Source organism: Shewanella sp. KX20019 (genome assembly GCF_016757755.1).
In the GTDB taxonomy this organism is placed as follows: Bacteria; Pseudomonadota; Gammaproteobacteria; order Enterobacterales; family Shewanellaceae; genus Shewanella.
In genome coordinates this window covers 4465434-4490574 of the sequence record NZ_CP068437.1, presented here as the reverse complement: position 1 = coordinate 4490574, position 25141 = coordinate 4465434, and the positions used below count along the sequence as shown (strand labels likewise).

The 25141-nt window shown below is 45.2% G+C and carries 18 protein-coding genes and 1 pseudogene; 8 read left to right on the top strand and 11 right to left on the bottom strand.

Annotated features, from left to right (window positions below; all coding sequences use genetic code 11):
• Window positions 1-122: 122 nt before the first annotated feature.
• From JK628_RS19465 to JK628_RS19445, 5 genes are all read left to right on the top strand, one after another.
• Window positions 123-1517, top strand: coding sequence for a PhoH family protein (locus tag JK628_RS19465; protein ID WP_202286573.1), 1395 nt, complete (start codon window positions 123-125; stop codon window positions 1515-1517).
• A gap of 202 nt (window positions 1518-1719) precedes the next feature.
• Complete coding sequence (locus tag JK628_RS19460; protein WP_202286572.1) at window positions 1720-5424, top strand: response regulator; 3705 nt, start codon at window positions 1720-1722, stop codon at window positions 5422-5424.
• 129 nt (window positions 5425-5553) lie between these two features.
• Complete coding sequence (locus JK628_RS19455; protein ID WP_202286571.1) at window positions 5554-7956, top strand: zinc-dependent metalloprotease; 2403 nt, start codon at window positions 5554-5556, stop codon at window positions 7954-7956.
• Between the two features lie 149 nt (window positions 7957-8105).
• On the top strand, window positions 8106-8552 hold the full coding sequence (locus tag JK628_RS19450) for a hypothetical protein (RefSeq protein WP_202286570.1): 447 nt from the start codon (window positions 8106-8108) through the stop codon (window positions 8550-8552).
• Between the two features lie 135 nt (window positions 8553-8687).
• A complete protein-coding gene (locus JK628_RS19445; protein WP_202286569.1) occupies window positions 8688-9002 on the top strand; it encodes a hypothetical protein in 315 nt (104 codons plus the stop codon).
• Window positions 9003-9095: 93 nt separating this feature from the next.
• Here the strand turns inward: JK628_RS19445 and JK628_RS19440 are convergent, their stop codons facing one another.
• The 4 genes from JK628_RS19440 to JK628_RS19425 all read right to left on the bottom strand — a co-directional run bounded on the left by JK628_RS19440 (window position 9096) and on the right by JK628_RS19425 (window position 14385).
• The gene (locus JK628_RS19440; protein WP_202286568.1) at window positions 9096-9440 is read right to left on the bottom strand and encodes a hypothetical protein; all 345 of its coding nucleotides are present in this window, start codon (window positions 9438-9440) and stop codon (window positions 9096-9098) included.
• A 49-nt stretch (window positions 9441-9489) separates the two neighbouring features.
• On the bottom strand, window positions 9490-9864 hold the full coding sequence (locus tag JK628_RS19435; protein WP_202286567.1) for a hypothetical protein: 375 nt from the start codon (window positions 9862-9864) through the stop codon (window positions 9490-9492).
• Window positions 9865-10082: 218 nt separating this feature from the next.
• Window positions 10083-13163: an efflux RND transporter permease subunit gene (locus JK628_RS19430; protein WP_202286566.1), complete on the bottom strand. Its 3081-nt coding sequence runs from the start codon at window positions 13161-13163 to the stop codon at window positions 10083-10085.
• 139 nt (window positions 13164-13302) lie between these two features.
• Window positions 13303-14385 carry an efflux RND transporter periplasmic adaptor subunit gene (locus JK628_RS19425; protein ID WP_202286565.1) on the bottom strand — a complete coding sequence of 361 codons (1083 nt, stop codon included), beginning with the start codon at window positions 14383-14385 and terminating at the stop codon, window positions 13303-13305.
• Between the two features lie 197 nt (window positions 14386-14582).
• Between JK628_RS19425 and JK628_RS19420 the strand changes: the two genes are divergently transcribed.
• Window positions 14583-15527: a LysR family transcriptional regulator gene (locus JK628_RS19420; protein WP_202286564.1), complete on the top strand. Its 945-nt coding sequence runs from the start codon at window positions 14583-14585 to the stop codon at window positions 15525-15527.
• A 45-nt stretch (window positions 15528-15572) separates the two neighbouring features.
• Here JK628_RS19420 and JK628_RS19415 read toward each other — a convergent pair whose 3' ends face one another.
• Both JK628_RS19415 and JK628_RS19410 read right to left on the bottom strand, forming a co-directional pair.
• Window positions 15573-16229: a Qnr family pentapeptide repeat protein gene (locus JK628_RS19415; RefSeq protein ID WP_202286563.1), complete on the bottom strand. Its 657-nt coding sequence runs from the start codon at window positions 16227-16229 to the stop codon at window positions 15573-15575.
• A 10-nt stretch (window positions 16230-16239) separates the two neighbouring features.
• Window positions 16240-17592, bottom strand: a complete 1353-nt coding sequence (locus JK628_RS19410; protein WP_202286562.1) for an MATE family efflux transporter — start codon at window positions 17590-17592, stop codon at window positions 16240-16242.
• 246 nt (window positions 17593-17838) lie between these two features.
• Here JK628_RS19410 and JK628_RS19405 point away from each other — a divergent pair, with 246 nt between their 5' ends.
• On the top strand, window positions 17839-18129 hold the full coding sequence (locus JK628_RS19405; protein ID WP_202286561.1) for a co-chaperone GroES: 291 nt from the start codon (window positions 17839-17841) through the stop codon (window positions 18127-18129).
• Between the two features lie 92 nt (window positions 18130-18221).
• Window positions 18222-19874 carry a chaperonin GroEL gene (gene groL, locus JK628_RS19400; RefSeq protein ID WP_202286560.1) on the top strand — a complete coding sequence of 551 codons (1653 nt, stop codon included), beginning with the start codon at window positions 18222-18224 and terminating at the stop codon, window positions 19872-19874.
• A 648-nt stretch (window positions 19875-20522) separates the two neighbouring features.
• Here groL and JK628_RS19395 read toward each other — a convergent pair.
• The 5 genes and pseudogenes from JK628_RS19395 to JK628_RS19375 form a co-directional block, all read right to left on the bottom strand.
• A complete protein-coding gene (locus JK628_RS19395; RefSeq protein WP_202286559.1) occupies window positions 20523-21419 on the bottom strand; it encodes a porin family protein in 897 nt (298 codons plus the stop codon).
• Window positions 21420-21674: 255 nt separating this feature from the next.
• Window positions 21675-22256: an excalibur calcium-binding domain-containing protein gene (locus JK628_RS19390; protein ID WP_202289894.1), complete on the bottom strand. Its 582-nt coding sequence runs from the start codon at window positions 22254-22256 to the stop codon at window positions 21675-21677.
• A 19-nt stretch (window positions 22257-22275) separates the two neighbouring features.
• Window positions 22276-23262 (bottom strand): annotated as a pseudogene (locus JK628_RS19385) (nuclease-related domain-containing protein).
• A 210-nt stretch (window positions 23263-23472) separates the two neighbouring features.
• On the bottom strand, window positions 23473-23994 hold the full coding sequence (locus JK628_RS19380) for an AidA/PixA family protein (RefSeq protein WP_202286558.1): 522 nt from the start codon (window positions 23992-23994) through the stop codon (window positions 23473-23475).
• A gap of 282 nt (window positions 23995-24276) precedes the next feature.
• Window positions 24277-25128, bottom strand: coding sequence for a phosphatase PAP2 family protein (locus tag JK628_RS19375; protein WP_202286557.1), 852 nt, complete (start codon window positions 25126-25128; stop codon window positions 24277-24279).
• Window positions 25129-25141 lie beyond the last annotated feature (13 nt).

Sequence of the window (25141 nt, the reverse complement as noted above, 5' to 3'; positions counted from 1 at the left end):
CGAGGGCATTGAAGCTCGGCGATATTGGTGGCAGTATAAAGTTAATGAAATGTAACCAACACCATTTATAGAAGGAGCTTTATTTATCTCGTAAGCAAAACTAATGCACAATTGGAGGCGCCATGGAACAAGACGACAGAAAGTTGTTTGTACTGGATACCAACGTATTACTGCATGAACCTTTGGCTATTTACTCATTTAAGGAACATGACGTAGTCGTACCAATGACAGTTCTAGAAGAACTGGATCTCATCAAGGATAGAAAAAGAGACGTCAGCCGCGATGCAAGGGTCGCGATTAGAGCATTAGAAGACATACTTGGCGGGCAGACGACCCCCGAGCAAATCGTTCAGGGCGTACCATTGCCTAGACGAGAAGATCACAGTGATGCCAATGGCACCTTGTCCATTTTCCCCGACCATCAAATCGAATTTACCATCGGCAGTATGCCTGGCGACAATAACGATAATCGCATTATTAACACCGCATTACACCTACAAGAGACACATCAACCCCGTACAGTGGTTCTGGTCACGAAAGACATCAATATGCGTCTTAAGGCAAAAGGCGCTGGTATACAGCGCGTTGAAGACTATCGCACCGACCAGTTAATCGATGACATTCGCTTTTTAACCAAAGGCTTCCATAAATTTGGCGGAGACTTTTGGCAGCACACAGACGATGTCACCACTGAAAGTAATGGTCGACATACGGTGCACAAGGTGCCGCTGGATAAGCTCGGCGACGATACTTTTTATACCAATCAATACCTGTTGGACGAGGGGAAGGAGTTCTGTGGTCGCATTATCGAGAAAACCCCGACCGAACTTAAGTTTTTAGATCTCGGGCAAGAACGATTGATGAACCTCAATGCATGGGGAATTAGGCCGAAGAATATCTATCAAGGTATGGCAATGCAGGCGCTACTCGATCCGGCGATTGATCTCGTGATCCTAACTGGTCCCGCTGGCTGTGGTAAAACCTTACTCGCGATGGCTGCGGCGCTGGAAATGGTAGTGGAGCGGGGTAAATATGAAAAAATTATCGTCACTCGAAACACCCCTGAAATTGCCGAGTCGATAGGTTTCCTACCCGGCACAGAAGAGGAGAAGATGGCACCTTGGTTAGCAGCGATTACCGATACGCTGGAAGTGCTACATAAAAATGATGTTAACCCCAGTGGTAGCATGAACTACATCATGGACAAGGCCAATATCCAGTTTAAATCTATCAACTTTATGCGTGGGCGCTCAATTCAAAACTCAATAGTGCTGCTTGATGAGTGTCAAAACTTAACCGCGTCGCAGATCAAAACCATGATCACGCGTATGGGGGAGGGGACTAAACTGATTTGTAGCGGTAATTTGGCGCAGATAGATTCAAACTATTTAACTGCAGTAACTTCAGGCCTGACATACATTGTTGAGCGATTTAAAGATTTTGACGGTAGCGCGAATGTGTACTTAAATGGCGTGGTCCGCTCACGTTTAGCGGAGTTTGCCGAAGAAAATCTATAAGTTCAACCAGTCATTTTAAGCTAGATTTTGGTAAACTCAGAGGCCTCACCTATATTGAGGCCTCTTCTCCTCATACTCGTTACATTTTAAACTAATATTGAGTATTCCAATAAGCTATCTTCCTGATACTATTGGTAAGCATTTGCTTAGGCATTGGCACTAATGATCACGCATTCTGATTGAGTATTAGCAAGGGTTGTAAATGAAACCGACTGATCCGGCTCCGCAGTTAAAGTCACCGATACAAAAAAACTATAGTAGAGCTGTTTTTTACACTTATATCGGTGTGATTATTATGGCCTTGCTGACAGCAGGGCTCTTTTTTGAAAGACAAAAGACCCAGGTAATGGAGCAGCGTGAAGAGCTCGTCGAACGTCACGTTATGCAGATTGATTTGCTGCTTGAATCCAGTATTCGCGCGGTTAAAAGCTTGCGAGATGTTGCCATTGACCATCTAAAACTGGGTGAGTTGGTGCGTAAAGACCGCTTACCTCAATATGAAAAGTTTGATGAAAGTGGCCAGTTTTTTACCCTTGAACCCAATTATGCCCATACCGGCGACCCATTCACCAGTATGGGGCGGATCACCGGAGCGGGTTCTCTCAATGGACGCAGTGACAAGTTTTACCAAGAGCTGGAGATGCTTTTTGAACTGTCGCTGTCGTTTCCGGTAGCAAAACAAGCCGCGCCAAAAGCATCATCGGTTTACTACATATCCAAGCGTCGCATCATGTCCTACTATCCGTGGCCATCGGATGAGCAACGTTTTCGTGATGAACTACTGAATAAAAAACAGTTTCAGCTCGTCACCCCTGCGATGAACCCACAGCGCAGTATTGCCTGGAGTCCAGCGTACGTAGAGCCTACTGAAAAGGGCTTGCTGACAACTTTAGGGGTACCTATTTATCTAGAAGATGAGTTTATCGGCTCAATCAATCTAGACATGACATTATCCTCATTGGCAAAACAGATCCGCCTCTACTTTAAAATGCCGGGTACCGTTATCTTGCTGGATCAAGATAACAATATTTTGTCCCACAGCGATATCGATACCTCTGACTTTAGTCGGGTCTACCATATCAGCCAAAAAATTCCCTCTGAGTTGCACTCGGTTCCAGAGTCAGAGCTGTTTGATGCCCATGAAGGAATCATTCGCAATGGTTACTACATTCATTCTGTTGCGTTAAATAATGCCCCTTGGCGACTACTGTATCTGCAAGATGTGGATGACCTATTTAAGGATTCTTGGGAAAAACTAGAGATGTCATTTGTGTTGGTGGTGATGGCGTTATCGATCTTGGTCACCATTGTACATTGGCAGACACGTCGCTCATTCGTTAATCCTGCGACGCGATTGTTAACCCACTTAGAAGAGTGCTCGGCTGAACCGATTAAACCCCCGGAGAAGATCACTGAGGGGTGGGCTCCCTGGTTCCAATTAGTGAGTCGGATTTTTGAAGAGAACAAGCAATATACCCGACACCTAGCAGAACAAAACCGGCGGTTGGACAAGCTCGTTGCACAACGTACTGAGCGATTAAAAGACACCACCGAGCGGCGTGAACAAGAGTATGCCTTGCTACGTTCGCTACTCGATTCGATTCCAGAAGCCATTGTGTTTAAAGATAAAGATGGTCGTTATTTGGGGTGTAATAAATCAGCAGAGCGAATGCTTGGTTACACCGAGAATGAGCTCATCGGTCAGTATGCCGATGCATTGATACCGAGCGAGCAAGCGGTTCGTATTCGAGCGGAAGATGAAAGAGTCCTAACTAACCGAGTACCGTTACGTTACCAAGAGAAAGTGGAGTTGGCGGGTAAGCCTGTACTGCTCGATACCCTTAAAATCCCATTCTATAACCGCCGTGATGAGTTATTGGGTTTGATTGCGGTATGGCGTGATGTCACTCGTGAGTATGAATCTGCAGAGCAGCTGCGTTTGTCTGAAGAGCGTTATCATCTCGCAATGGATGCAGTAGAAGATGGTCTGTGGGATTGGTATTTAGATTCAGAGCAAATTATTTGTAATCCAGCTTATTACTCAATGTTGGGTTATAAGAGCAATGAGTTTCCCGCGTTAGTGTCAACAATCGATGAGCTTATTCACCCTGATGACCGTATACGGGTCGAGGAACATCGTAACGAGTACTTGAGCGATCCTGTTGGCACCTACGACGTAGAATTTAGAATGCTAGGTAAAAATGGCGAGTACCATTGGCTGCTATCGCGTGGACGAGTGGTTGAGTTTACCCCCACCAACCAACCTAAACGCATGGTGGGCACCCATAAAGACATTACTCGCCATAAGCGTAACGAAGTTGCCATGCTTGAAGCTAAGCAAGACGCTGAAATGGCAAACCTTTATAAGAGTGAATTCTTGGCTAATATGAGCCACGAGATCCGCACACCGATGAACGCCATTATTGGTATGTTACAGCTGGCGCAGCGTACGTCGTTAACGGCGCAGCAAAAAGATTACCTCGACAAAGCAGGTTTCTCTGCTCATTCATTACTGCGAATTATCAACGACATTCTCGACTTCTCAAAGATTGAAGCCGGTAAACTTGAGCTTGAACGGGTAGCATTCCCACTCGATAAAGTGCTGGATCATGCACTGGATCTCAATGCCCTCAAAGCGCAGGAGAAGGGGGTCGAACTACTGTTGTATGCACCAGTCACAGCAGGGCTTATCCTTGAGGGCGATCCACTGCGTCTTGGGCAAGTGCTAATTAACATGCTCTCTAATGCGGTTAAGTTCACTCAGTCTGGAGAGATTGAGCTTGGCTGTGAAGATGTAGGTGAGCGAGATCATCGTATTACACTTAAATTCTGGGTACGTGATACAGGCATCGGGATCAGCAAAGAGCAGCAAGCTATTTTGTTTGACGCCTTTGCCCAAGCTGATGGTTCAACCACGCGTAAATATGGTGGTACCGGCCTTGGGCTGTCCATCAGTAAACACCTAGTGTCGATGATGGGCGGTACCATGCAAGTTGAAAGTGAGATGGGGGTGGGTAGTAGCTTTAGCTTTACCATTAGCTTTGAGATTGCCGAAGAAGCTGAAGTACTTCCATTAATCGTGCCGGCAACGTTAGGCAACTTAAAGACCTTAGTCATCGACGATAACCCTACCGCATTGCAGATCTATTCTAGTGTCATGCGTGATTTTCACTTCACAGTCGATACTGCCGCGAGTGGTCCCGAGGGGTTATATAAACTCAGTAAGAATCCGGTCGATCTGTTACTGCTCGATTGGATGATGCCTGAGATGGATGGCATTGCGGTGATTAAAGAGATCGACGCCATGGTGGCTGAAGGCAAACTGGCTAAGCGTCCAGTGATCATCATGATGACTGCTTACGCGGCAGAGCCAATGCATAAGGACGTTGAAGCCTCTAATGTATTTGCCCTGCTGCAAAAGCCCTTTAAAGCCTCATCTCTGTTTGATGAAATTATCTCGGCATTCTCTGATGAACCTAGTTTAAATCAGCTGCCAGAGGTGATTGAAGATGTGTCAGATAAAGACGCTGGCTACATATTATTGGTAGAAGATAACTTTATTAACCAGCAGGTTGCGACTGAGCTACTGAAGAGTGCCGGTTATATGGTCGATGTGGCCGATAACGGTCAAATAGCCTTAGATATGATTGATGCTGGGAATTATGATGCGGTACTGATGGATATTCAGATGCCTGTGATGGATGGTTTAACCGCAACCAGAGAGCTGCGTAAACGTTATCCAGTATCAGAGCTGCCGGTTATCGCGATGACGGCCCATGCAATGTCTGGCGATAGAGAGAAAAGTCTGTCAGCAGGGATGAATGCACATATTACTAAACCTATTGTCCTTAATGAGTTATTTGAAACAATAACTCATTGGATTAGCGTATGTGGTAGAAAATCATGATTTGGCGGAATAACTATTGATATAGGATGGGTATAGGCTTGCAATAGTGCCAGCCTATTTATTAAGCTAACCAATAATAAAGACTATTGTATCGATACGATAGCGAACAATAAGGCTCAAGGAGAGACCATGAAACCCTACAAACTTGCACTGGCAATCGCCTTGGCGACGGTGCCATTGACCAGTTCGTATGCTGCAATTAACACCACGACGATTATTAAAAAAAGCCAAGCAGCTACAGGTTTCATCAATCTGTTTTATGAAAAAGCATCTGGTGAACTCTACATTGAAGCCAACAAACTCAATCAACCTTTTCTATTACTCACCAGCTTACCTCATGGGGTAGGTTCCAATGATATTGGTCTTGATAGAGGCCAGCTAGGCCGCACCCGAATGGTGCAGTTTGAGCGCCACGGCCCATACCTTATTCTTAAACAGCTCAATACCGCTTACCGCGCAAGTACTGATAATGCAGCCGAACAACGTGCAGTGAAAGAGGCATTTGCTGAATCTGTTTTATGGCGCGGAAAAGTCGTTACGGGTAAGCGTAACTTAGTCGCCATAAATGATCTGGTCGTTAACGATCTACATGGTATTAGTGATGTCTTAGAGCAAACTAAACAGGGTAGCTACCAGTTAGACAAAGCCAAGTCTTTGATTTTACCTGAAGGGGTGAAATCGTTTGAGCGAAATAGCGATGTGGATGTACTGCTGACTTTCAATAGTGCCAAAGAGGGTAACTATGTTGCCCAGGTCACGCCCGATGCCAAGCATATGTCAGTGCGTTTACGCTACTCGTTTATCGCGTTGCCCGAAGAGCAATATCAGACGCGTGCTTACCATCCTATGAGCGGCTACCTATCCGATGATTATCTCGATTATGGCACTCGTGTTGACCAAGATATTCGCCAACGCATGCTGTTGCGCCACCGATTAGAAAAAATTACCCCGGGTACTGCGCCGAGCCAGGTGGTTAAACCGATTACTTACTACCTAGATCCTGGTGTGCCCGAGCCTATCCGCTCAGCGCTACTTGAGGGCGCAAGCTGGTGGGAGGACGCCTTTACCGATGCCGGTTTTATCAATGGCTTTAAAGTCGAGCTATTGCCAGAAGACGCCGATCCCCAAGATGTGCGTTATAACGTGATCCAGTGGGTGCATCGTGCAACACGGGGGTGGTCTTATGGATCTGCGGTGACCGATCCACGCACGGGTGAAATCATTAAAGGCCATGTCACGCTTGGTAGCCAGCGTGTGCGACAGGACCACCTTATTGCTCGCGGTCTCACTGCTGGTTGGCAAGACCGATCCGCTGCTGACGATGCTGCAATGGCGTTATCACTGGCGAGAATACGGCAGCTTGCAGCCCATGAAGTTGGTCACACATTAGGGTTAGATCATAACTTTGCCGCATCGAGTAATAGCAATGCCTCGGTGATGGACTATCCACACCCGATGGTCATGGTTAACGGTGGCAAGATCGATATCTCTCGGCCTTATGATGAAGGTATTGGCGTTTGGGATAAATATACCGTTGCTTATGGTTATGCTGAGTACTCAGATCTAGAGCAGGAAAAGGTAGCTCTCAGCGATATGCGTGTAGAGGTTGAGCGTCAAGGGCTTAGATATATCGGTGAAGCAGACTCAAGAAGTGCAGGGGCAAGTAACGCTTATGCCAGCTTGTGGGATAACGGCAACGATCCGGTTGCTGAATTGAGCCGACTAAGCGCAGTGCGAGCAAAAGCGATAGAAGATTTTTCTGCCGAAGCATTATTAGCTGAGCAACCCAAGGGTGAGCTCAGTGACGCCTTTGTGCCTATTTATCTATTAACTCGATTCCAAATAACCGCTGCAGCCAAGTTTATCGGCGGTACCGACTACAGCTATGCTGATGGTGTGGATGGTCAGTCGTGGCACTATCTTGCTCCGGCACTACAGCAACAAGCGTTGCAGGCAGTACTGGCGACTTTAGCACCGAGTGAGTTGGCCATTACTGAGTCACTGCAGCAGATGTTAGTGCCTAAGGCGGGTAACTATAGCCATACCCGAGAGAGCTTCCATTCAGGACTCGGCGTGGTTGCAGATCCACTAGGAATGGCTGAAGTATTAAGTCGACATGCGCTGGCACAAATTTTTGTGCCAGAGCGGCTGAATCGTGTTAACCAAGCTTATCTAAATGACAAAGAGCAGTGGTCGGTGTCAAAAGTGACCGATAAAGTCTTAGCCAAAACCGTTTTTGCTGATATTCCGAATGGGCCTGAGCTAGGAGTGTGGATGCGAGTCAATGCCGTCACGCTAGATGTCCTGCTACAGGCGTATCATAACGAAAAGACTCGGCCTGAAGTTAAAGCGCAGCTTGCAGAGCGTTTGAACTACACCATTAAGCAATTAAAGCGCAAAGTGAAGCGTGTCAGTGCGTACGAAGCTGCGCACTTTGCTTGGCTGCAGCAAGGCATTGAAAAGGGCATGAAAGACGCAAAGGCTAAGCTTATTGCTAAGCCTTTACCTATGCCACCGGGTTCCCCTATTTAGGGTCTAGGTTTACCCAAGATTGTCTCTTAATATGAAAAGCGCTTAGCTATAACTAGGCGCTTTTTTATTGGTGGCGAAATGAAACTTTTCTGAGGCCGACTTGTCTATATTTGAGTAATCATTCTATATACTGAAATTTAGGAACTCTTTTGCTTAAACGAATAACACATCTGTTTTTAGTCATCTCGTTGTTGGGGCAGTTTTTGCTCACGCCAGCGATGGCGTTGCCAGATCTGTTACACACAGCAAGCAAAAATCAAACCGCAGCATCGGAGTTGTATCTACAGCGAACATCTTCAGCAAGTGCTCAAGCCAAGTTGATTAATTTTTTCTCCGTAGATTCTGAAATAACGGAGTCACAACAGCAGTTAGCTCAACTTGGCGATTTAGAAAGCGATTACGTGCTCGATTGTGAAACCTTTTGTCAGGAATTGGCATCAGGACATTGTACGACTCACGGTGGTTGTACATCAGGCTTATACCATCTTGTTTCGCTAGCCTTACAATTCAATCTCGAGAGTGAAAGAGTTGCTGATCCGCTATGGTCAGTTAAAACAGTTACCCTTCATATAGTTAATCCCCCTCCAATAGCATAGTCAACTAGCATAGTTTTAAACTTTTGTATGTTATATGTATCAAATTGCAAAATTCGCCCCTTTTTTGTTCTCTAAAACAGGTAAATCAATTAGACTGTTTGTTAATGAAATGGGCAAATAAGATTGGAGTTGTATATGAAAATGTTAACCAGCGTAGCCTTATCTGTAGTTATTACCTTAGTTTCGACATCAGCGATGGCTGAACGACCAGATTTTTCTAAAACAGCAGCAGCACGTGCTGATTACGATTTTTCTAAAAATGTACCTGCTGCAGATCAGCCAAACAATATTCAGCGGATCTCAAGTCGTCATGATTTTTCAAAGACGTTAGCGGCGACTAGGGCTTATGACTTTTCAAAGAATGTAAAGTCAGAGATGCATCAGCAGCGTCACCCTACTACGCAACATGATTTCTCTAAAACTGATGCAGCGAAAGAGTCATTCATGTAATCGCTACCGCGATTGAGCTTTGTTTTAAATCAGCGTTACTAATAGAAAAGGGTTACTCAATGAGTAACCCTTTTTAGTGGAGTTTATGGCAGTTTACTCACTATCCTGGCGGCGACCTAAGCGGTAAGCATCGGCAATACCAATAACCCAAGCTAATATAAAGCCAGCGGTGGCTAAGTTAATCCAAACTGCTTCATTACCCACAGGCGCTTGGGTGACAGCGCTGTATATGGCATCAAGTTGCAAGGGGATTTCACCATTAAGGATCTGCCCGGAGATTAGCTGTGCACGCTGGTAAGCATGCCAGCACAAGTAGGATAAAGAGGCGATAGCGGTGACGAGAATGAGATTGCCAACCCCTCGCTGCTTTAAATAGAAATGCCCCGCGCCAGGACAAATAAATGCCGATAGTAAGGCTGCTTTTACTGAAGTCTTCATGGTATGTCCCTGGATAAATATGTGCTCATCTGCTACAGGCTAATCGCGTTTATTCAAGATCGATACGACGAATAGCTTGCTGCAAAAAACTCACCTTTTGTTCAAGTACTCGACGCGGTTCATCTTGCTGTTTATAGGCTTCAAGTTGGCTATTAACCCCTGCCAATTCTTGCACTAACCAGCCTCTTATCATCACGTAATAACGCGAGTCAGTACCATATTGGTAGATTATTTCGAGGGAGTTAGTTTGTGGAGCAGCAATCGCTCTATCGATGGCCTGCACCATCGCGCCAATCTCACGCTCTTGCTGCGCAATAGGGGCGTCGCAGTTAGCTAACACCGAGAACGACAGTAAGCTGCTGCACAATAGCGTAGTGGTTAATCTAACTGAAAGACCGTGATGATTGGATACGGAGTGTTTCATAGGGGCAGCCGTCAATGGAGCAAGTGGTTACATTAACAGCCTCGGTTACTGATTACTCATAAAATTTTGTTAATCAAGTGGCTGAATGGATCCTCCATTAAGTCGATAAAAGTATTCAGGCCCAACACATTACTGTGTTGGGCCTGAACTGCCGGGAAGCATTTTTTATAACACTAGCGTTATCGTTCTATTGGGTTATTTAATCCGTGATGACCCCCTTATCTCTGTTGCTTGGTTGGATAAGGAATACGGAACATTAATGTATAAGTCACCGGCAGTACGATGAGTGTTAACACTGACGCAAAGCCTAAACCGAAGATGATGGTAATGGCCATAGAGCCAAAAAAAGCATCGCTTAGCAGCGGTATCATCCCCAGCATCGTCGTTATCGCCGCCATTAATACCGGTCGTACTCGGCTGACTGCGGAGTCTACAACGGCTCGATAAGCATCTTTGCCTTCACTAAGTTCTAGGTTGATTTGATCGACCAAGACAATGCCATTTTTAATGATCATGCCAGTTAGACTTAATAAGCCTAGTAGCGCCATAAAGCTAAAGGGAGCATCAAATAACAGTAAGCCAGCTACCACACCAATAATGGCCAGTGGCACTGTAAACCAGATCACCAAAGGTTGTCTTACTGAGTTAAACAGCAGCACTGTAATCAAAAACATACCGAGATAACCCAAAGGGATTGAGCTAAATACTGACTCTTGCGCCTCTAGCGAAGTTTCATACTCACCACCCCATTCAAACTCGTAGCCTCTAGGCAGTGAGATGGCTTCGATATCGGCTTTAACCTTTCTAAAAACAGAATCGGCAGTTTCATCAGTGCCATTAACTGGATCGGCCAGCACTGAGATCACTCGCTTACGATCGCGGCGCATAATCAGTGGGTCTTCCCATTCAGTATCAAAGTCCGACACCACCTGCGTGACAGGCACAAAGGTGTTGTTCTCGCTGCTCCAGATCTGCAGCTTCCAGATGCTCTCCGCGTCGAGTCGCTCACTGGCTGGTGCTCGGGCAATAATAGGCATTAGGTGACTATTTTCGCGGTAAGTGCCAATCTGTTTGCCGCTGAAATTAGTCAGTAAGGCGTTATCCAAGTCTTGCTTGCTAATGCCGGTTTCTCTGGCTTGCGCTAAAGCGAGCTGAGGCCTTACAAGTGTGGTTTGATTTCGCCAGCTGTGTCGCACTCCAACTGCAGTCGGTTCGAGCTTTAGGATCTGTGCTGCTTGGGCGGCTAGTTGACGTAAAACTTGTGGATCTTCACCAAAAAAGCGAGCTTCAATTTTTGCGGCCGGGCTTGGGCCATTTTCCATATATTTGAAACGGTATTCCGCTTCTGGATACCTAAGGCTTAGCTGGGTTTCGAGTTTACGCATGTAGTCGTTGAGGCTGTTGAGATCTGTCATCTCAATCAATAACTGCCCGTAGGCGCTATAGCCTTTTTCTGGTACGTATGACAATACAAAGCGCTGTGCGCCTTGGCCTACAACAGTGGTTAGGTTGACTAAACCTATATTGTGGACTGCTTGCTGCTCAAGTAAGTCAGTTTCAATCCGGCCTAATAATCTTTCGGTGGCTTTGATATCAGAGCCTTCTGGCATCCATACATCAACAAAAAACATCGGCGTGTTTGAAGCCGGAAAGAACACATTTTTCACATGACCAAAACCCACAATAGCAGTAATCAGCGCCGCAACTATCAACAACAGTGTTACTGAACGAAAACGCATGGCCACATTTAAGGTCTGGCGGTAAATCTGAAATAACCAACCCTTGTAAGGGTCATCATTTTCATCTTCACTGGGTACGCCATCTTTAAACATGATGTTGCAGAAAAAAGGCGTCAGCGTCATGGCGGTGATCCAGCTGATAAACAGTGAGATCAGCAGTACCTGAAACAGCGATGCACAAAACTCACCGGTGGCGTTATCCGATAGCCCGATAGGAGCGAAGGCGATGATCGCAATAATGGTCGCGCCTAATAGCGGCCACTGGGTTTGTGAGATCACTTGCTTGGCGGTCGCTAAGCGGGTTTGGCCACGCTTGATCCCAATTAATATGCCTTCGGTAACCACAATGGCATTATCAACCAGCATCCCCAGCGCAATGATCAGTGCGCCAAGCGAGATGATCTGCAGCTCAATATTGAGAATATTCATCACCACAAAGGTACCAAGAATCGTCAGTAGCAACACTAGGCCCATCAAAAGCCCAGAGCGCACCCCCATAAAGATAAGCAGTACACCAATTACGATGGCAATGGATTCGGCCAAGTTAATGAGAAAACCACTCACCGTATCGTCAACCATCTTACTTTGGTCATACACAGTATCGAGTGACATGCCGATCGGTAGCTCACTATTAAGTTCGCTCATACGCGCATTAACGGCTGCCCCAACATCGACGACGTTAACACCGCTTGAAAAAGCGATACCTATGGATAAAGCGGTGTTACCACCGGCATGGTAGATGCTAGAGGGGGTCTCTTGGTTATCCTTGTAGATCTTGGCAATGTCAGCTAAATAGATAAGCTTGGCACTGCTAGGCGGACTAATCAGTAAGCGCTCCATTTGCTGTACATTATCAAACTCACCAGTAGGGTGAATGCGAATACGATTATCGCCAACGAGCATACTGCCAGCGTTGGAGACCACATTCTGACTGTTGATAAGGTTATAGACATAGTCTTGATCTAAGCCTAACGCGTTGAGCTTTTGTTGAGAGATCTCAACCACCACTTGTTGGTTAATGATCCCAGCGATGGTGACCTTTTTAATGCCATCAACGAGTACCAGTTCACGTCTTAAAAAGTCGGCGTAGTTCTGCAACTCACGACTGCTGTAACCGTCGCCACTAACATTGAGCAAGATGCCATAAACATCGCCAAAGTCATCGATCACCTTAGGCGCCATAACACCTTGCGGCAACGAAACGGCTTTGTCGTTTATTTTGCGGCGCACTTCATCCCATATTTGTGGCAGTTCATCGGCGCCGTAGTTCTCATTCATTTCAATCTCAATTTGCGAAAGGCCTGCACTGTTGATTGAAGTAATGTGCTTAATGCCGTCGAGTTGCTGCAATGCATCTTCAAGCGGCAGTGTTACCTCCTCTTCGACCTGTTGTGGCGATGCGCCAGGGTAGCTAGTCACTACCAGGGCGTTTTTAATCGTAAACTCTGGGAATTCCAGTTGGCCTAAACTGAAAAAGGAGATGCTGCCACCCACAAGCAACAGCAAGGCAAACATCCAGCTGATCACTTTGTGAGAAATGGAGTATTCGGCAAAATTCATCGAGATAACCTCTTGTAAAACGTGTCTGGCATTTCTGCCGCAGTCGCTTAATCTGCGCCAGCTGTTAGTGCTGGTGCAGTCGTCGATTGGGCGTCAGAAAGTGGCGCTATTCAAATGGGATAATGGTGGACTATCGGGCTTATACGCCGCGCTGCCAGCGTAAAGGTTTAACCGTTAGACCTTCTGAAAGGTATTGCACACCGGCAACGACAACCTGATCGCCCACGTTTATACCGTTAGTAATTTCTATACCATTGGTGGTGATTTTCCCGAGAGTGACTACGTGCTGGGTTACCTTGCCTTGGGTTTCGTCGTAGGCCCACACTACATGTTGGCCATCTTGGTCACGCTTCATAATGGCGCTGGCGGGTAATACGGCTTGAATGGTTACCGCCATCTCGGCTGATATGTCTAGGGTCAACTCGGCGCTCATCCCTGATAAGACGGTCATATCGCTCGGTTGTGGCAGGCTAAACACGACTTCGTAACTTTGAGTGCCAGGTGTTACTTGAGTGGCGTGCTCTTTTAGACGCACAGGGTAAGCAATGGCTGGGTTATTAGCGAAACGTACTGCAGGTTGTGTCGTTGCATTAGGGTTGAATTGAGTTACTTTGCTAGCAAGCGATTCAGGTACTTGAATAACGATGTCGATATTGTGGTCTTTTTGCAATACTAGAATTGACTGGTTCGCTTGTACCATCTGGTAATTATCGATTGAGATCTTCGCGATAGTACCGTCGTATGGTGCTTTTAATTCAGTGTAGCTGAGCTGATCTTGTGCGCTGGCGAGGTTGGCTTGTGATGATTTTAATAGCGCTGCAGCGGAGTCATAGTCAGCTTGTGAAATGAGTTCACGGCGCAGCAGCTCACCTTTGCGTTTAAAGTCCGCTTTGGCAAGCTCATAATCGGCTTCACGATTAAGTAAGGTGTTACGCGCATCACGGCTGTCTAGACGGGCTAACACAGCGCCTTTTTTAACGGAGTCACCTTCATAAAGCGAAAATTCCACCAAGTGACCGGACAATCTAAAAGCCAACTCTGCTTGCTTGGTAGCGGCAACTTTAGCGGGGAATATTCGTACTGAGCTAGCATTAGCATCTGTGATCTCAAGTAGCTTCACCGGTCGTATCGATGATGGGGCAATTTCTGTGGACTCAGCACTGCAGCCCGATAATAAAGCAGAGAGTACGATAAGTGAAAGGGCTGTTTTCAAGTGTTTCATAAACTGAGTTCCATATTTTGTGACAGAATGTATTACTAAGTTGGCTAAGATAACAGCCCTTTGTGTTGAGTAAAACGGAATTATATGGAATCATGAGTTCCATATAATGGAACTGTTTTAGCTTGATCTGCGCTATTTTTTGTGTGCAAACTGAAAATGGCGAGTAAAAGGTTGGTTAATTTTTTTAAGGTGCTTTGATGAAAACTGAAGATATAGCGCTGTTTCACCGCATTGTTGAGACGGGTAGTTTGGTCGAGGCGGCAGATATACTCAACCTGCCTAAATCAACGTTAAGCCGTCGGTTACAGACATTAGAAGATGAACTCAATGTTAAGTTGTTCCATCGTCAGAGTAGGGCGATGACACTAACGGCGTCGGGTAGCCACTTTTACGACAAAACCACCTCTATGTTAGCAAGCCTAGAGCAGACGATGTCGGAGCTTACCGGTCAAGAGTCTGAGGTTGCGGGTCATTTGCGAATATTGATCTTTCCTATACCCGAGCTTATCCATATTACCCATGCAATCTTTGAATTTATGGACCAGCATCCACAGCTAACGATTGAAATAATTGTCAGCTCTGAGCCACAAGATATGATCCGCAATAATATCGATTTAGCATTTATGCTCGAAGATGCATTTAATGAAAATGAGATGGTCGCACGGCATATGATCACCGAGATGGTGCACTTTTTTGCCAGTCCTGAATACATTGAGAAAGTTGATATTCCGCTGACAGCGGAGGAGTTACCAAATCATAACTCAATTCTGTTTCGCTACCCTAACGGCAGGATTTTCAATGAAGTACCTTTTGGCAATGACAGGACTTTATCGGTAAAAGGTAATCTCTGTGTCAATAGCCTTGATACCTGTTTAGAGGCAACCTTGATGGGAAGGGGGATCTCGATGATGCCACTGGCCTTTGCCCAAGAGTATGTCGACAGCGGTAAACTTAGGATGTTATTTGAAGACGTAGAGCCTTATGAGGGCAAGTGTTTTTTGGTTTACCCATCGAGACGCTTCATTAGCCTAGCCAGCCAGCGCTTCATCGACTTTATGATGAAAGTAATGGAAGATTGTATCAAAAATGGCGATTGCGATCGTGAAGTTAGAGTGAGAGGTTCAATTAAGTCAATGACTTAATTGAACCTAGCCACAAATAGCTGTTTGGGGGTAAGCAGATGGCAACTAGTCTGCCGTTATAATTACCCCTAGTGGCGCCAGCAATTGCTCCTGTTGCCACTGATTGATGATGACGCCTTCAAGCGGCACTCTACGCAGATCTAATCCTTCAAATTCAATGCGGGTAAGATTACAGCCTTTAAGCTCAAAAGCGCCCCATTGCTCTGACGAAAACTCGCCGCCACTTAAATCGCTGCCCTTCATTGAGGCGCCTATAAGATTGGCGCCGCGCCAGCGATTATCGAACAGTTCACACTCTTCAAGCAGTGCGCTATGCAAGTCGGCATAGGCTAGATTACAGGCGGTAATGTAAGCTGAGCAGAAATAGCTTTTAGCGGTAATATAATTGGCAAAACTGGCACGGCTAAAGTCACAACCTTGCAGATTACACTCGCGCATCTCAATACCGTAACAGCGGGCGCCTTTAAACAAACTCATGCTCAAATTACAGTGCTTAAAACTGGCACTGACTAACGTTGCATAACTAAAGTCGCAGCCCTCATCTTCACCTTGCACTACAAACTTACAATGGCTGAAGCTGGCATCGGTTAAGTCTGCATGGTTAAAACTGCAGTGGTGGAATTCACAATGCTCAAACTGGGCATCTTGCAGATCTTGCTCGCTAAAATCTTCATTGGTAAAAATCTGTTTCGATGCTTGCATGGTCAATCCTTTAGTGTGCGATAGGGGCGTGCTCGGGTTCAGAAATGCGCCGCGCCAGAATATAGCAAGCCAGCCCCATTAATGCATTGGTGACAGGCAGTGCCAGCAGCAAGCCTTTTACACCGCCCAAGTATGAACCCAATGCCGCCAGTGGCAACATAATCAAAAATAGTCGACAGACATTTAAGGTAAGCGAGCTCATCGGGCGATGATAGGCGTTTAGTGAGGTAGCTACCAAAATAACAATGCCTAACGGTCCATATGCCGCAGGTAACACCAGAATATAAAAACTTAACCACTCAACCACCAATGGATCGCTACTAAATAGCAGTGCTAAAGGCTCGGCTAAAAAGAGTAGCGGTAGGTACAGTAGCGTTTGAAAAATCAATACAAATTTAAGTGATAGTAGCAACGCATCTCGGGCGCGAGCCGTTTGTCCTGCGCCCAAGTTCTGTGCCACAAACGGCACAAGGCTGGATGACAATGCCATCACCACAATCAACATCACCGACTCTAAACGCGTGCCCGCGCCAAAGGCGGCAACCGCGCTATGGTCGATGCGCGCCAGCATCGCCATTATCATCGCATTTGCCACAGGGTTTAAAAGATTCATTAAGGTGGCTGGTTGGGCAATATGCGCCAACTGCCGCCAGTTACACTTGATTCTGGCGAGATTAAACTCAGCAAATTCGACTAAGTGGCGCTTAAAAATCAGCAGATGGGTCGACAGTGATAACGCTACTATCCAAGAGATCACGCTGGCAATTGCCGCCCCTTGGATCTCCAAACGTGGAAAGGGCCCAATACCAAAGATAAGCAGTGGATCCAAAATCAGGTTTATCAGCGCCGCCAACATCATGATCTTAGCAGGTGAGTGGGTGTCCCCCGTGGCGCGTAGCCCCTGGTTACCCACCATCAACAGCACCAACAGCGGTGCACCGAGATACCAGGTGAACATATAGTCATGGATCAGCGGCAAGCTACTTTGGTTAGCGCCGAGTAAGCTAAATAGCGGGTTAATGCACAAGCTACCAAGCAGTGAGATAAACGCGGTTATACAGAAGGTTAACAGTAGAGCGTCATGTAAAAATACCTTGGCTTTATCGGCATGACCACCGCCAATTAAACGACCTAAGTTAGTGGACACTCCGGCGCCAATGCCGATAGCGATACTGGAGATAATGAGCGTCACAGGAAAGGTAAAGCTGATTGCCGCTAACGATTCGGTGCCTAATTGGCTGATAAAAAAAGTGTCCACCAGACTGAACCCGAGAATGGTTAGAATACCAATCAGGTTGGGGAGGCTCATATTTAGCAGTACACGACCAATTGGCTGTGTTAACAGCCCGTGTCTGTCTTTCATAGGGAAGTCTTGCCTAGTCTGTGTTCGGACGGCGAATTCTATCAGGCTTGCCGCAATTTTTATAAAGTAGAGTTAAAAAAAACGGAAATATTTTGTAAATGGGACTTGGAACTGACGACCTTTACCCCCATATCTCGTACATCAAGCGGCATTTTAGCGTTCACCAAGGTGAAGTCAGCCAAAGTCGTTACTATCTTTAATAGTCAACATAAGCGTTGGCGACAAAAATAATAGGAGCATCCATCGATGAATATTCGCCCATTACATGATCGTGTCATTGTTAAACGTTCAGAAGTTGAATCAAAGTCAGCTGGTGGCATCGTACTTACTGGTAGTGCTGCTGAGCAATCTACTCGCGGTGAAGTATTGGCTGTAGGCAATGGACGCATTCTTGAAAACGGTAGCGTAATGGCGCTAGACGTTAAAGTTGGCGACATCGTGATCTTCAACGAAGGTTACGGCGTGAAGAAAGAAAAGATTGATGGTGAAGAAGTACTGATCCTATCTGAATCAGACTTAATGGCAGTAGTAGGCTAAATCCTACGCTGGTCATATACCGACCATGATCACCGATGACAACAGGCATCCGCCACATCATCGGACCTAAAAGAATTTAAAGGATAATAAACATGTCAGCTAAAGAAGTATTATTTGGAAATGACGCACGCGTAAAAATGCTTGCCGGCGTTAACATTCTTGCAAACGCAGTTAAAGTTACTCTAGGCCCAAAAGGTCGTAACGTTGTATTAGACAAAAGCTTTGGCGCACCGCTAATCACTAAAGATGGTGTTTCAGTAGCGAGAGAGATTGAACTGACTGACAAGTTCGAGAACATGGGCGCTCAAATGGTTAAAGAAGTTGCTTCTAAAGCCAATGACGCCGCAGGTGACGGTACAACTACCGCAACTGTTCTTGCACAATCTATCGTGACTGAAGGTCTAAAAGCCGTTGCAGCTGGCATGAACCCGATGGATCTTAAGCGCGGTATCGACAAAGCAGTTATCGCTGCAGTTGCTGAGCTAAAGAACCTTTCTCAAGAGTGTAGTGACACTACAGCTATCGCTCAAGTAGGTACTATCTCAGCTAACTCTGATGAGACTATCGGTGAAATCATCGCAACAGCGATGGAGCGCGTTGGTAAAGAAGGCGTTATCACTGTAGAAGAGGGTCAAGCACTAGAGAACGAACTAGACGTTGTTGAAGGTATGCAGTTTGACCGTGGTTACCTGTCCCCTTATTTCATCAACAAGCCAGAGATGGGCAGTGTTGAACTAGAAACTCCATTCATCTTGTTGGTTGATAAGAAAGTATCAAACATCCGTGAATTGCTACCTATCCTTGAAGGTCTAGCTAAAACAGGTAAGCCACTGCTTATCGTTGCAGAAGACGTTGAAGGCGAAGCACTAGCAACTTTGGTTGTGAACAACATGCGCGGCATCGTTAAAGTCGCTGCTGTTAAAGCCCCTGGTTTTGGCGACCGTCGTAAAGCAATGCTACAAGATATCGCTATCCTAACGGGCGGTACTGTTATTGCTGAAGAGATTGGTCTAGAGCTTGAAAAAGCGACCCTAGAAGACCTAGGTACTGCTAAGCGCGTTATCATTACTAAAGATGATACAACTATCATCGACGGTAACGGCGAAGAAGTTCAAATCAAAGCTCGCGTTGCACAAATCAAAATCCAAGCTGAAGAATCAACTTCAGACTACGATAAAGAAAAACTTCAAGAGCGTATGGCTAAACTTGCTGGCGGCGTAGCTGTTATCAAGGTAGGCGCAGCAACTGAAGTTGAAATGAAAGAGAAGAAAGCCCGCGTAGAAGATGCACTACACGCAACTCGCGCAGCCGTTGAAGAGGGTGTTGTTGCTGGTGGTGGTGTTGCACTTGTACGTGTAGCAAGCAAGATTGGTGACGTTGCCGTAATCAACGAAGACCAGAAGCACGGTGTGGTTATCGCACTACGTGCAATGGAAGCACCACTGCGCCAAATCGCGGCTAACGCTGGTGAAGAGGGTTCAGTTGTTGCTAACAACGTGAAGAACGGTACTGGTAACTACGGTTACAACGCAGGTAACGACACTTACGGTGACATGCTAGAGATGGGTATCCTTGACCCAACTAAAGTAACCCGTAGCGCGTTACAGTTTGCATCTTCAATTGCCGGTCTTATGATCACCACTGAAGCTATGGTTGGCGAAATTCCACAAGAAGCTGCTGGTGCGCCTGATATGGGTGGCATGGGTGGTATGGGCGGTATGGGTGGTATGGGCGGCATGATGTAATTTTACTGGTCTAAATTGATTCTTACTGCGTTGCCATTCGCTCGCGTAAGAAAGACTACGCGTCGCTCAAGGCGCCTTGTCATAATCAATTTATCCTACGTAAAATACGTTGCTGGTCTATAGCCTAAAAGCTAAAGCCAAACTTCTTGAAAAAGAATAATAGAAAGCCTCGATACATAATTGTATCGAGGCTTTTTTGTGTCAGGAGTATGAACTTCCGAATGTTCTCATTCTTAAATGTAGGAGTGGCTTTAGCCGCGAAGCTCCTCATCCAACGGGGACTGCTCGTAATCTGCGGCTGTGTTTGGAGTCGCTAAATTTTACTCTGACCCCATTTATTCACACGTCGCTCGCAGCGCCTTGTACTAACACGATTTATCCTACGTAAAATACGTTGTCGGTCTGTAGCCTAAAAGCTAAAGCCAAACTTCTTGAAAAAGAATAGAGAAAACCGATACCTCAGGGTATCGGTTTTTTTATGTCTGGAGTATAAGCTTCCGTATATTCGTAGTCTAAATGTAGGAGCGGCTTTAGCCGCGAAGCCCTTCATCCAACGGGGACTGCTCGTAATCTACGGCTGTGTTTGGAGTCGCTAAATTTTACTCTGACCCCATTTATTATTATGCGTGGCCCTAACAACAATACTGTTTAGAATGATAGTCTTAAGCTACCGCTATACATATCGATATCATCAGCTGCTGAATATCCGACTCCGATGGCCAACTGTTTATTGAAATGATAATAAGCAGAAACCGCAATAGCTGTTTCAGATTCACTATCTATTTCAGCACGTTCGATTGTAGCAATAGCTTCTAAAGACTCCGTTAACATTGAGCGGATGCCAAGCTTCAACCCATAACCATTATCATCATATGAACCGCTATCTCCGTCTATAGAGCCGTCGAGTTCTACATATAGGTATGATGCCATAGCGAATAAGTCTGTTGTGTCGGTGGCGCCATAGCGATATCCAATACCTGCTGAGGCTAAGCTTAGAGTGGCATCTGCATCAGCGCCTGATATTACAACATCCTCTGAAACTGTACTGTAACTTGCATTTAAAATTACATTATCTCCTAGCAATACAGAGCCTATTACGCCGTAACCTTCTGGCTTGATACCTTGATTAAAACCATCGATATCAGCTGACAGATAGGAAGCTTCAACAAAATTCCAATTGGGAGATCTAGTTTGAGAAGTGGGAGTTGGGGCTATTTCATAAAACCCCCACTGATAATAAACATCAGGTATCTCATTCTTGGTGTTAAGCTGGGTTTTTATTCTTTCTCCACTCGCTAATACGTGAAATTCACACCTGCTTTTAGATTGTGAAGGGCACACCTTCACATTCATTTTCTCAATACAATGACCAATAATTTCTACATCAACATTATATAAACCTGGCTCAACTTCTTTTATATCCAAAGTCTTTACTGAAACGCAGTTTTGGCCCTTTGATGTGGTAGGATTTGTTAAGTTAGTTGCCCATGCATCATTAAAAGTTATGCATAAAAGCAAAATCCCACATAATTTCTTGTAAATCATAGATCGTCCTTATCTGATTTTTAGGGAAATATTCGCCACGCGTAAGCATAGACTAGCCGTTTTAATAACACTAAAAATAGATTTAAATAAATAGAGTCTGCTAATAATTCAGGTTAGAGTAAAATTTAATTTAAGGGCAACTAAGGCACCCAGAATTGCATAAGTAGATATCCTCATAGATATTGAAAATTATTTTGGATGTCTTGGTTTTCGTAATAAATGGGGTCAGAGTAAACTTTTACTCTGACCTTTTAACTACCAATTACACCACTGCCTTTCACATGGCACGCCGTCGTGGTCGCCGTCCATTTTGGTGCCTGGACAGTTTTTGATATAAAAAGTCGCTTCGGCACAGGATCGCATTTGGCTACAGTGGGTTTTTCCTGCTTCGCAGCGGAAGTTCTGCACAGGATTGAACTTCATCTGCTCGATATCTTTGTTGGTCAGTACTGGCGTTGCGGTGATCTCTTGATACTTTTTAAAGCCGAATATACCGATACCGAGTAATAGTAATAGCGGGATGAGTAATCCGCTTGATGACTTAGGTTTCCGCTGACTATTGTGTTTGTGATGAGGGTTGTTATGGCGGCTGCTTTGCAGGCTATGTTGTTTTGATGCGATAACGGCTACGCCTTCGATATTTGCTTTTATCGCTTTGACCTTACCGTCGCTCTGATACTCTGAGAAATAGTTGATCTGGTCGCCGACAGCGGGCTTTCTTGCCATCTGATTTAATATCGATATATGGATAAACACATCTCTGGCATTGGCAGTATCAGGCTTAATAAAGCCAAAGCCTTTGTCAGCGTTCCAACGAACCAGTTTGCCTTTTTCCATGTTCTTCAAGTGCTATTCCTTAGACTATCTGTTGGCCAAAGCTGCACTCTTGGCAATTGAGGCTGTAGGTCTCTTTTTGTTTTTTTACCTTGGTATTTTTGCTTAGGCACTTTGGGCAGGCCTGTTTCATTGGCGTGTTCTTCGTGCACTGATTACATTTTATGTAATAGCCAAATTTGCCATACATTGGGGTGATGTTGCTTGATTCTCCACAATGTTTACAGGATAAAGTTATCTGAATATGGGCTGTGGTTACAGTGGGAATACCTGCTTGAATAAGAGGTTGTGGCGTTGTCATTGTAGCTGGTATTGACTGGATCGGACTTGCGACTGCTGTTGGTGTAGTCGTCGCTTTAGTATCTATATGCTGGTTGACTAAGAATTAACCTATTAAATCTAATTCCGCTTGATTAAAGTCAGGGCGAGTATCGTTGAAGTTAATCGCTCTCATGAACTTATTTTTAATGTTCATGATTCCATTCAATTTCTCTACCACAAATTCAGATTTTACCAGCTTGTCAGATATCGAAGTTGGCATGGACTTTCTCTCAATTACGGCATCGCTGGATATGGCACAAAGATGATCCCATCTACGTAGGTTAAAACCTTGCTGCTTTATACCTAGTAACTTACCAATGATCTCACTGCGATGACATTTCAACAGTTCTTTAAGCAATGCTTGTTGTAGCTCAACTTGTTTGATGGGGGAGGGCATGCCTGACCATTGCTTGTTATAGCTACGCGTCCACTCTTGTTGCTTGTTTACTTTCACATGACCTTTAATGCTTTTAGATTCAATGAGTATAAAGCCATAGGGATAAACAATGAGATGATCTATCTGCGCGGTTTCATCATTGAAGCTGAACTTAAAGTCATTAATGACCAGCACTTCAGGATTATCTTTAAAGGCGCGGCGAAGAAAAAAGGCGACATTTTGCTCTTGCTTGAGGCCTGCTGCGGCTTGGGGTGATAGGGCGTTTTGAGGTGACTTAGTTTTAAGAATCATTTATCAACAGCATCCATACATAACTTGATAATAATTCTGACAATAATACTTTAAAAAGGAGGGCAGAGGAAATGTTAGCAAAGCACTTAATGACCAGTCTGTTGTTATTTTGTTGCAGTTATTTCAACGTTTAGCTCTATTCCATTTCACTGAATAGTGGGGCTAGCGTAGCAATGATACGCTAGCCCCACTACATGCAGATAAGTTGCTTTAATTTTCAATATCAATAAAGGGATCCCACGTACCGTATCCGATCAAGTCGCCACTGCCGCTGTCATTGACTTGGAATAGGAATTGATAGGTAATCGTACCGTGTGCTTCTAGGGTGGACTCCACATAATTGTAAGGCGTTGCCACTAGCTCTGAAGACAATGGTAGCGGACCTTGGATTGGCGTCATGATTCTAGTCGTTAATGTATTGCCATTTTTAACGCCACCATGTAGCTCTGGTGTCGATAGATCTCCACCCTGGCTCGATTGTGACCTAAAGTCATACAGTACAACTGACTTTTCGAAGTTGCCGCTCAATGATGTTGATCGCCATCTAACGTTGTCGCCAACAGAGCCTTTGATCCTAAGTTCTGCACCACCCTGTCCAGTTACCCCATTAGCATCTTTAACTCTGAGGAAGATCAAATTATTCAGCCCCTGTGTCGGTTGCGCTTTGTCTTTGCTTAACTGCGGCATACTTGCTAGATCCATCTCAACTAAAACATCGATTACTTCAGACATAATATTTCTCCTTTTATAATATGTAAGATTATCGTTTAGATACGCTAGACCGGTATCTGCCCTTACTTTAGTTAGAGTCCCCCCCTTCAGCCTTCTGGGAAACTTCTTTTTTAGAGGGCTGTTTTTACGGCTGTTTGTTCTGGCCGTATGTTAAAAGAAGGTATAAGTCGGCAAGGTATCTTGCGTTATTAAGCTGTGCGGTTGCTGTGTCTTTGAGCTTTCAATTGAACGAGTGGGGAGTCTTGTGGAAAGCCCTGCAACGGATGTTACTGGGCTTTATTTTTAAGTTTTTGATTGATTTATAACATTAGAACCTGCATTACGACGGTTAAGCTGGTAACTGATATATAGGCACAGTGCAGCTGATAACAAGTACAGCCTTTGTATGTTGTCAACGATTGGCATTTGAGGAAATTCGCTTTTGCTCAGGGCGCTCAACGTACCAAGTAGTAACAGAAGCGCTGTTAAAATAAGATATTGATAACGCGCGGAGAGTAGCCTCTCTTTGCAGATTAGCGAAGCCACATAAATGCTGCCCCAGCCAATAATTGCCCCTAAAGCGATATCGATTGGCCAATGTGCGCCAACAGCTATTCGGGATGCTCCAACTGTAATAGCCAGAGAGACAAAAAATATTCGGCTCAACAGTCGCTTTGATGATAAAAAGGCAGTACCTGCGAGTAGGAAGATAGTTGCGGTATGGCCAGACGGGAAACTCTTACTATGGCGAGCATCCCCAATAATATTGAACTGTTCTAATAAGGCTGCTGGACGTGGGGCGTCGAAATAATTTTTTAGTAGGTGAGTCATGACAAGACAGATAGCAGCTGCCAATAGTACGCGTAAGATCCATGCTGGTTTAAAGCAGAGTATCATGACGAGAATACTACCGGTGACAACTCCATTACCCATGTCGGTAATGCTTGCTAAAAGCTCCGGACTGAAATGCTGACCAGTTTGATTAATCTTAAAGAAATAAGCGCTGTTAACACTCTCTTTCATCAACAGTAGCAGTGCACTTACTAGTAGAAGCAACCCCCACATAAAGCTGGTGTCATGCTGGGGAGATGGGGAGGAGTGTTGAGTCGTTTTGCTGAATTTTTGTTGGGTAAAGGCCAGATCGAGTTTAGTCATAGCTTTCTCTTGT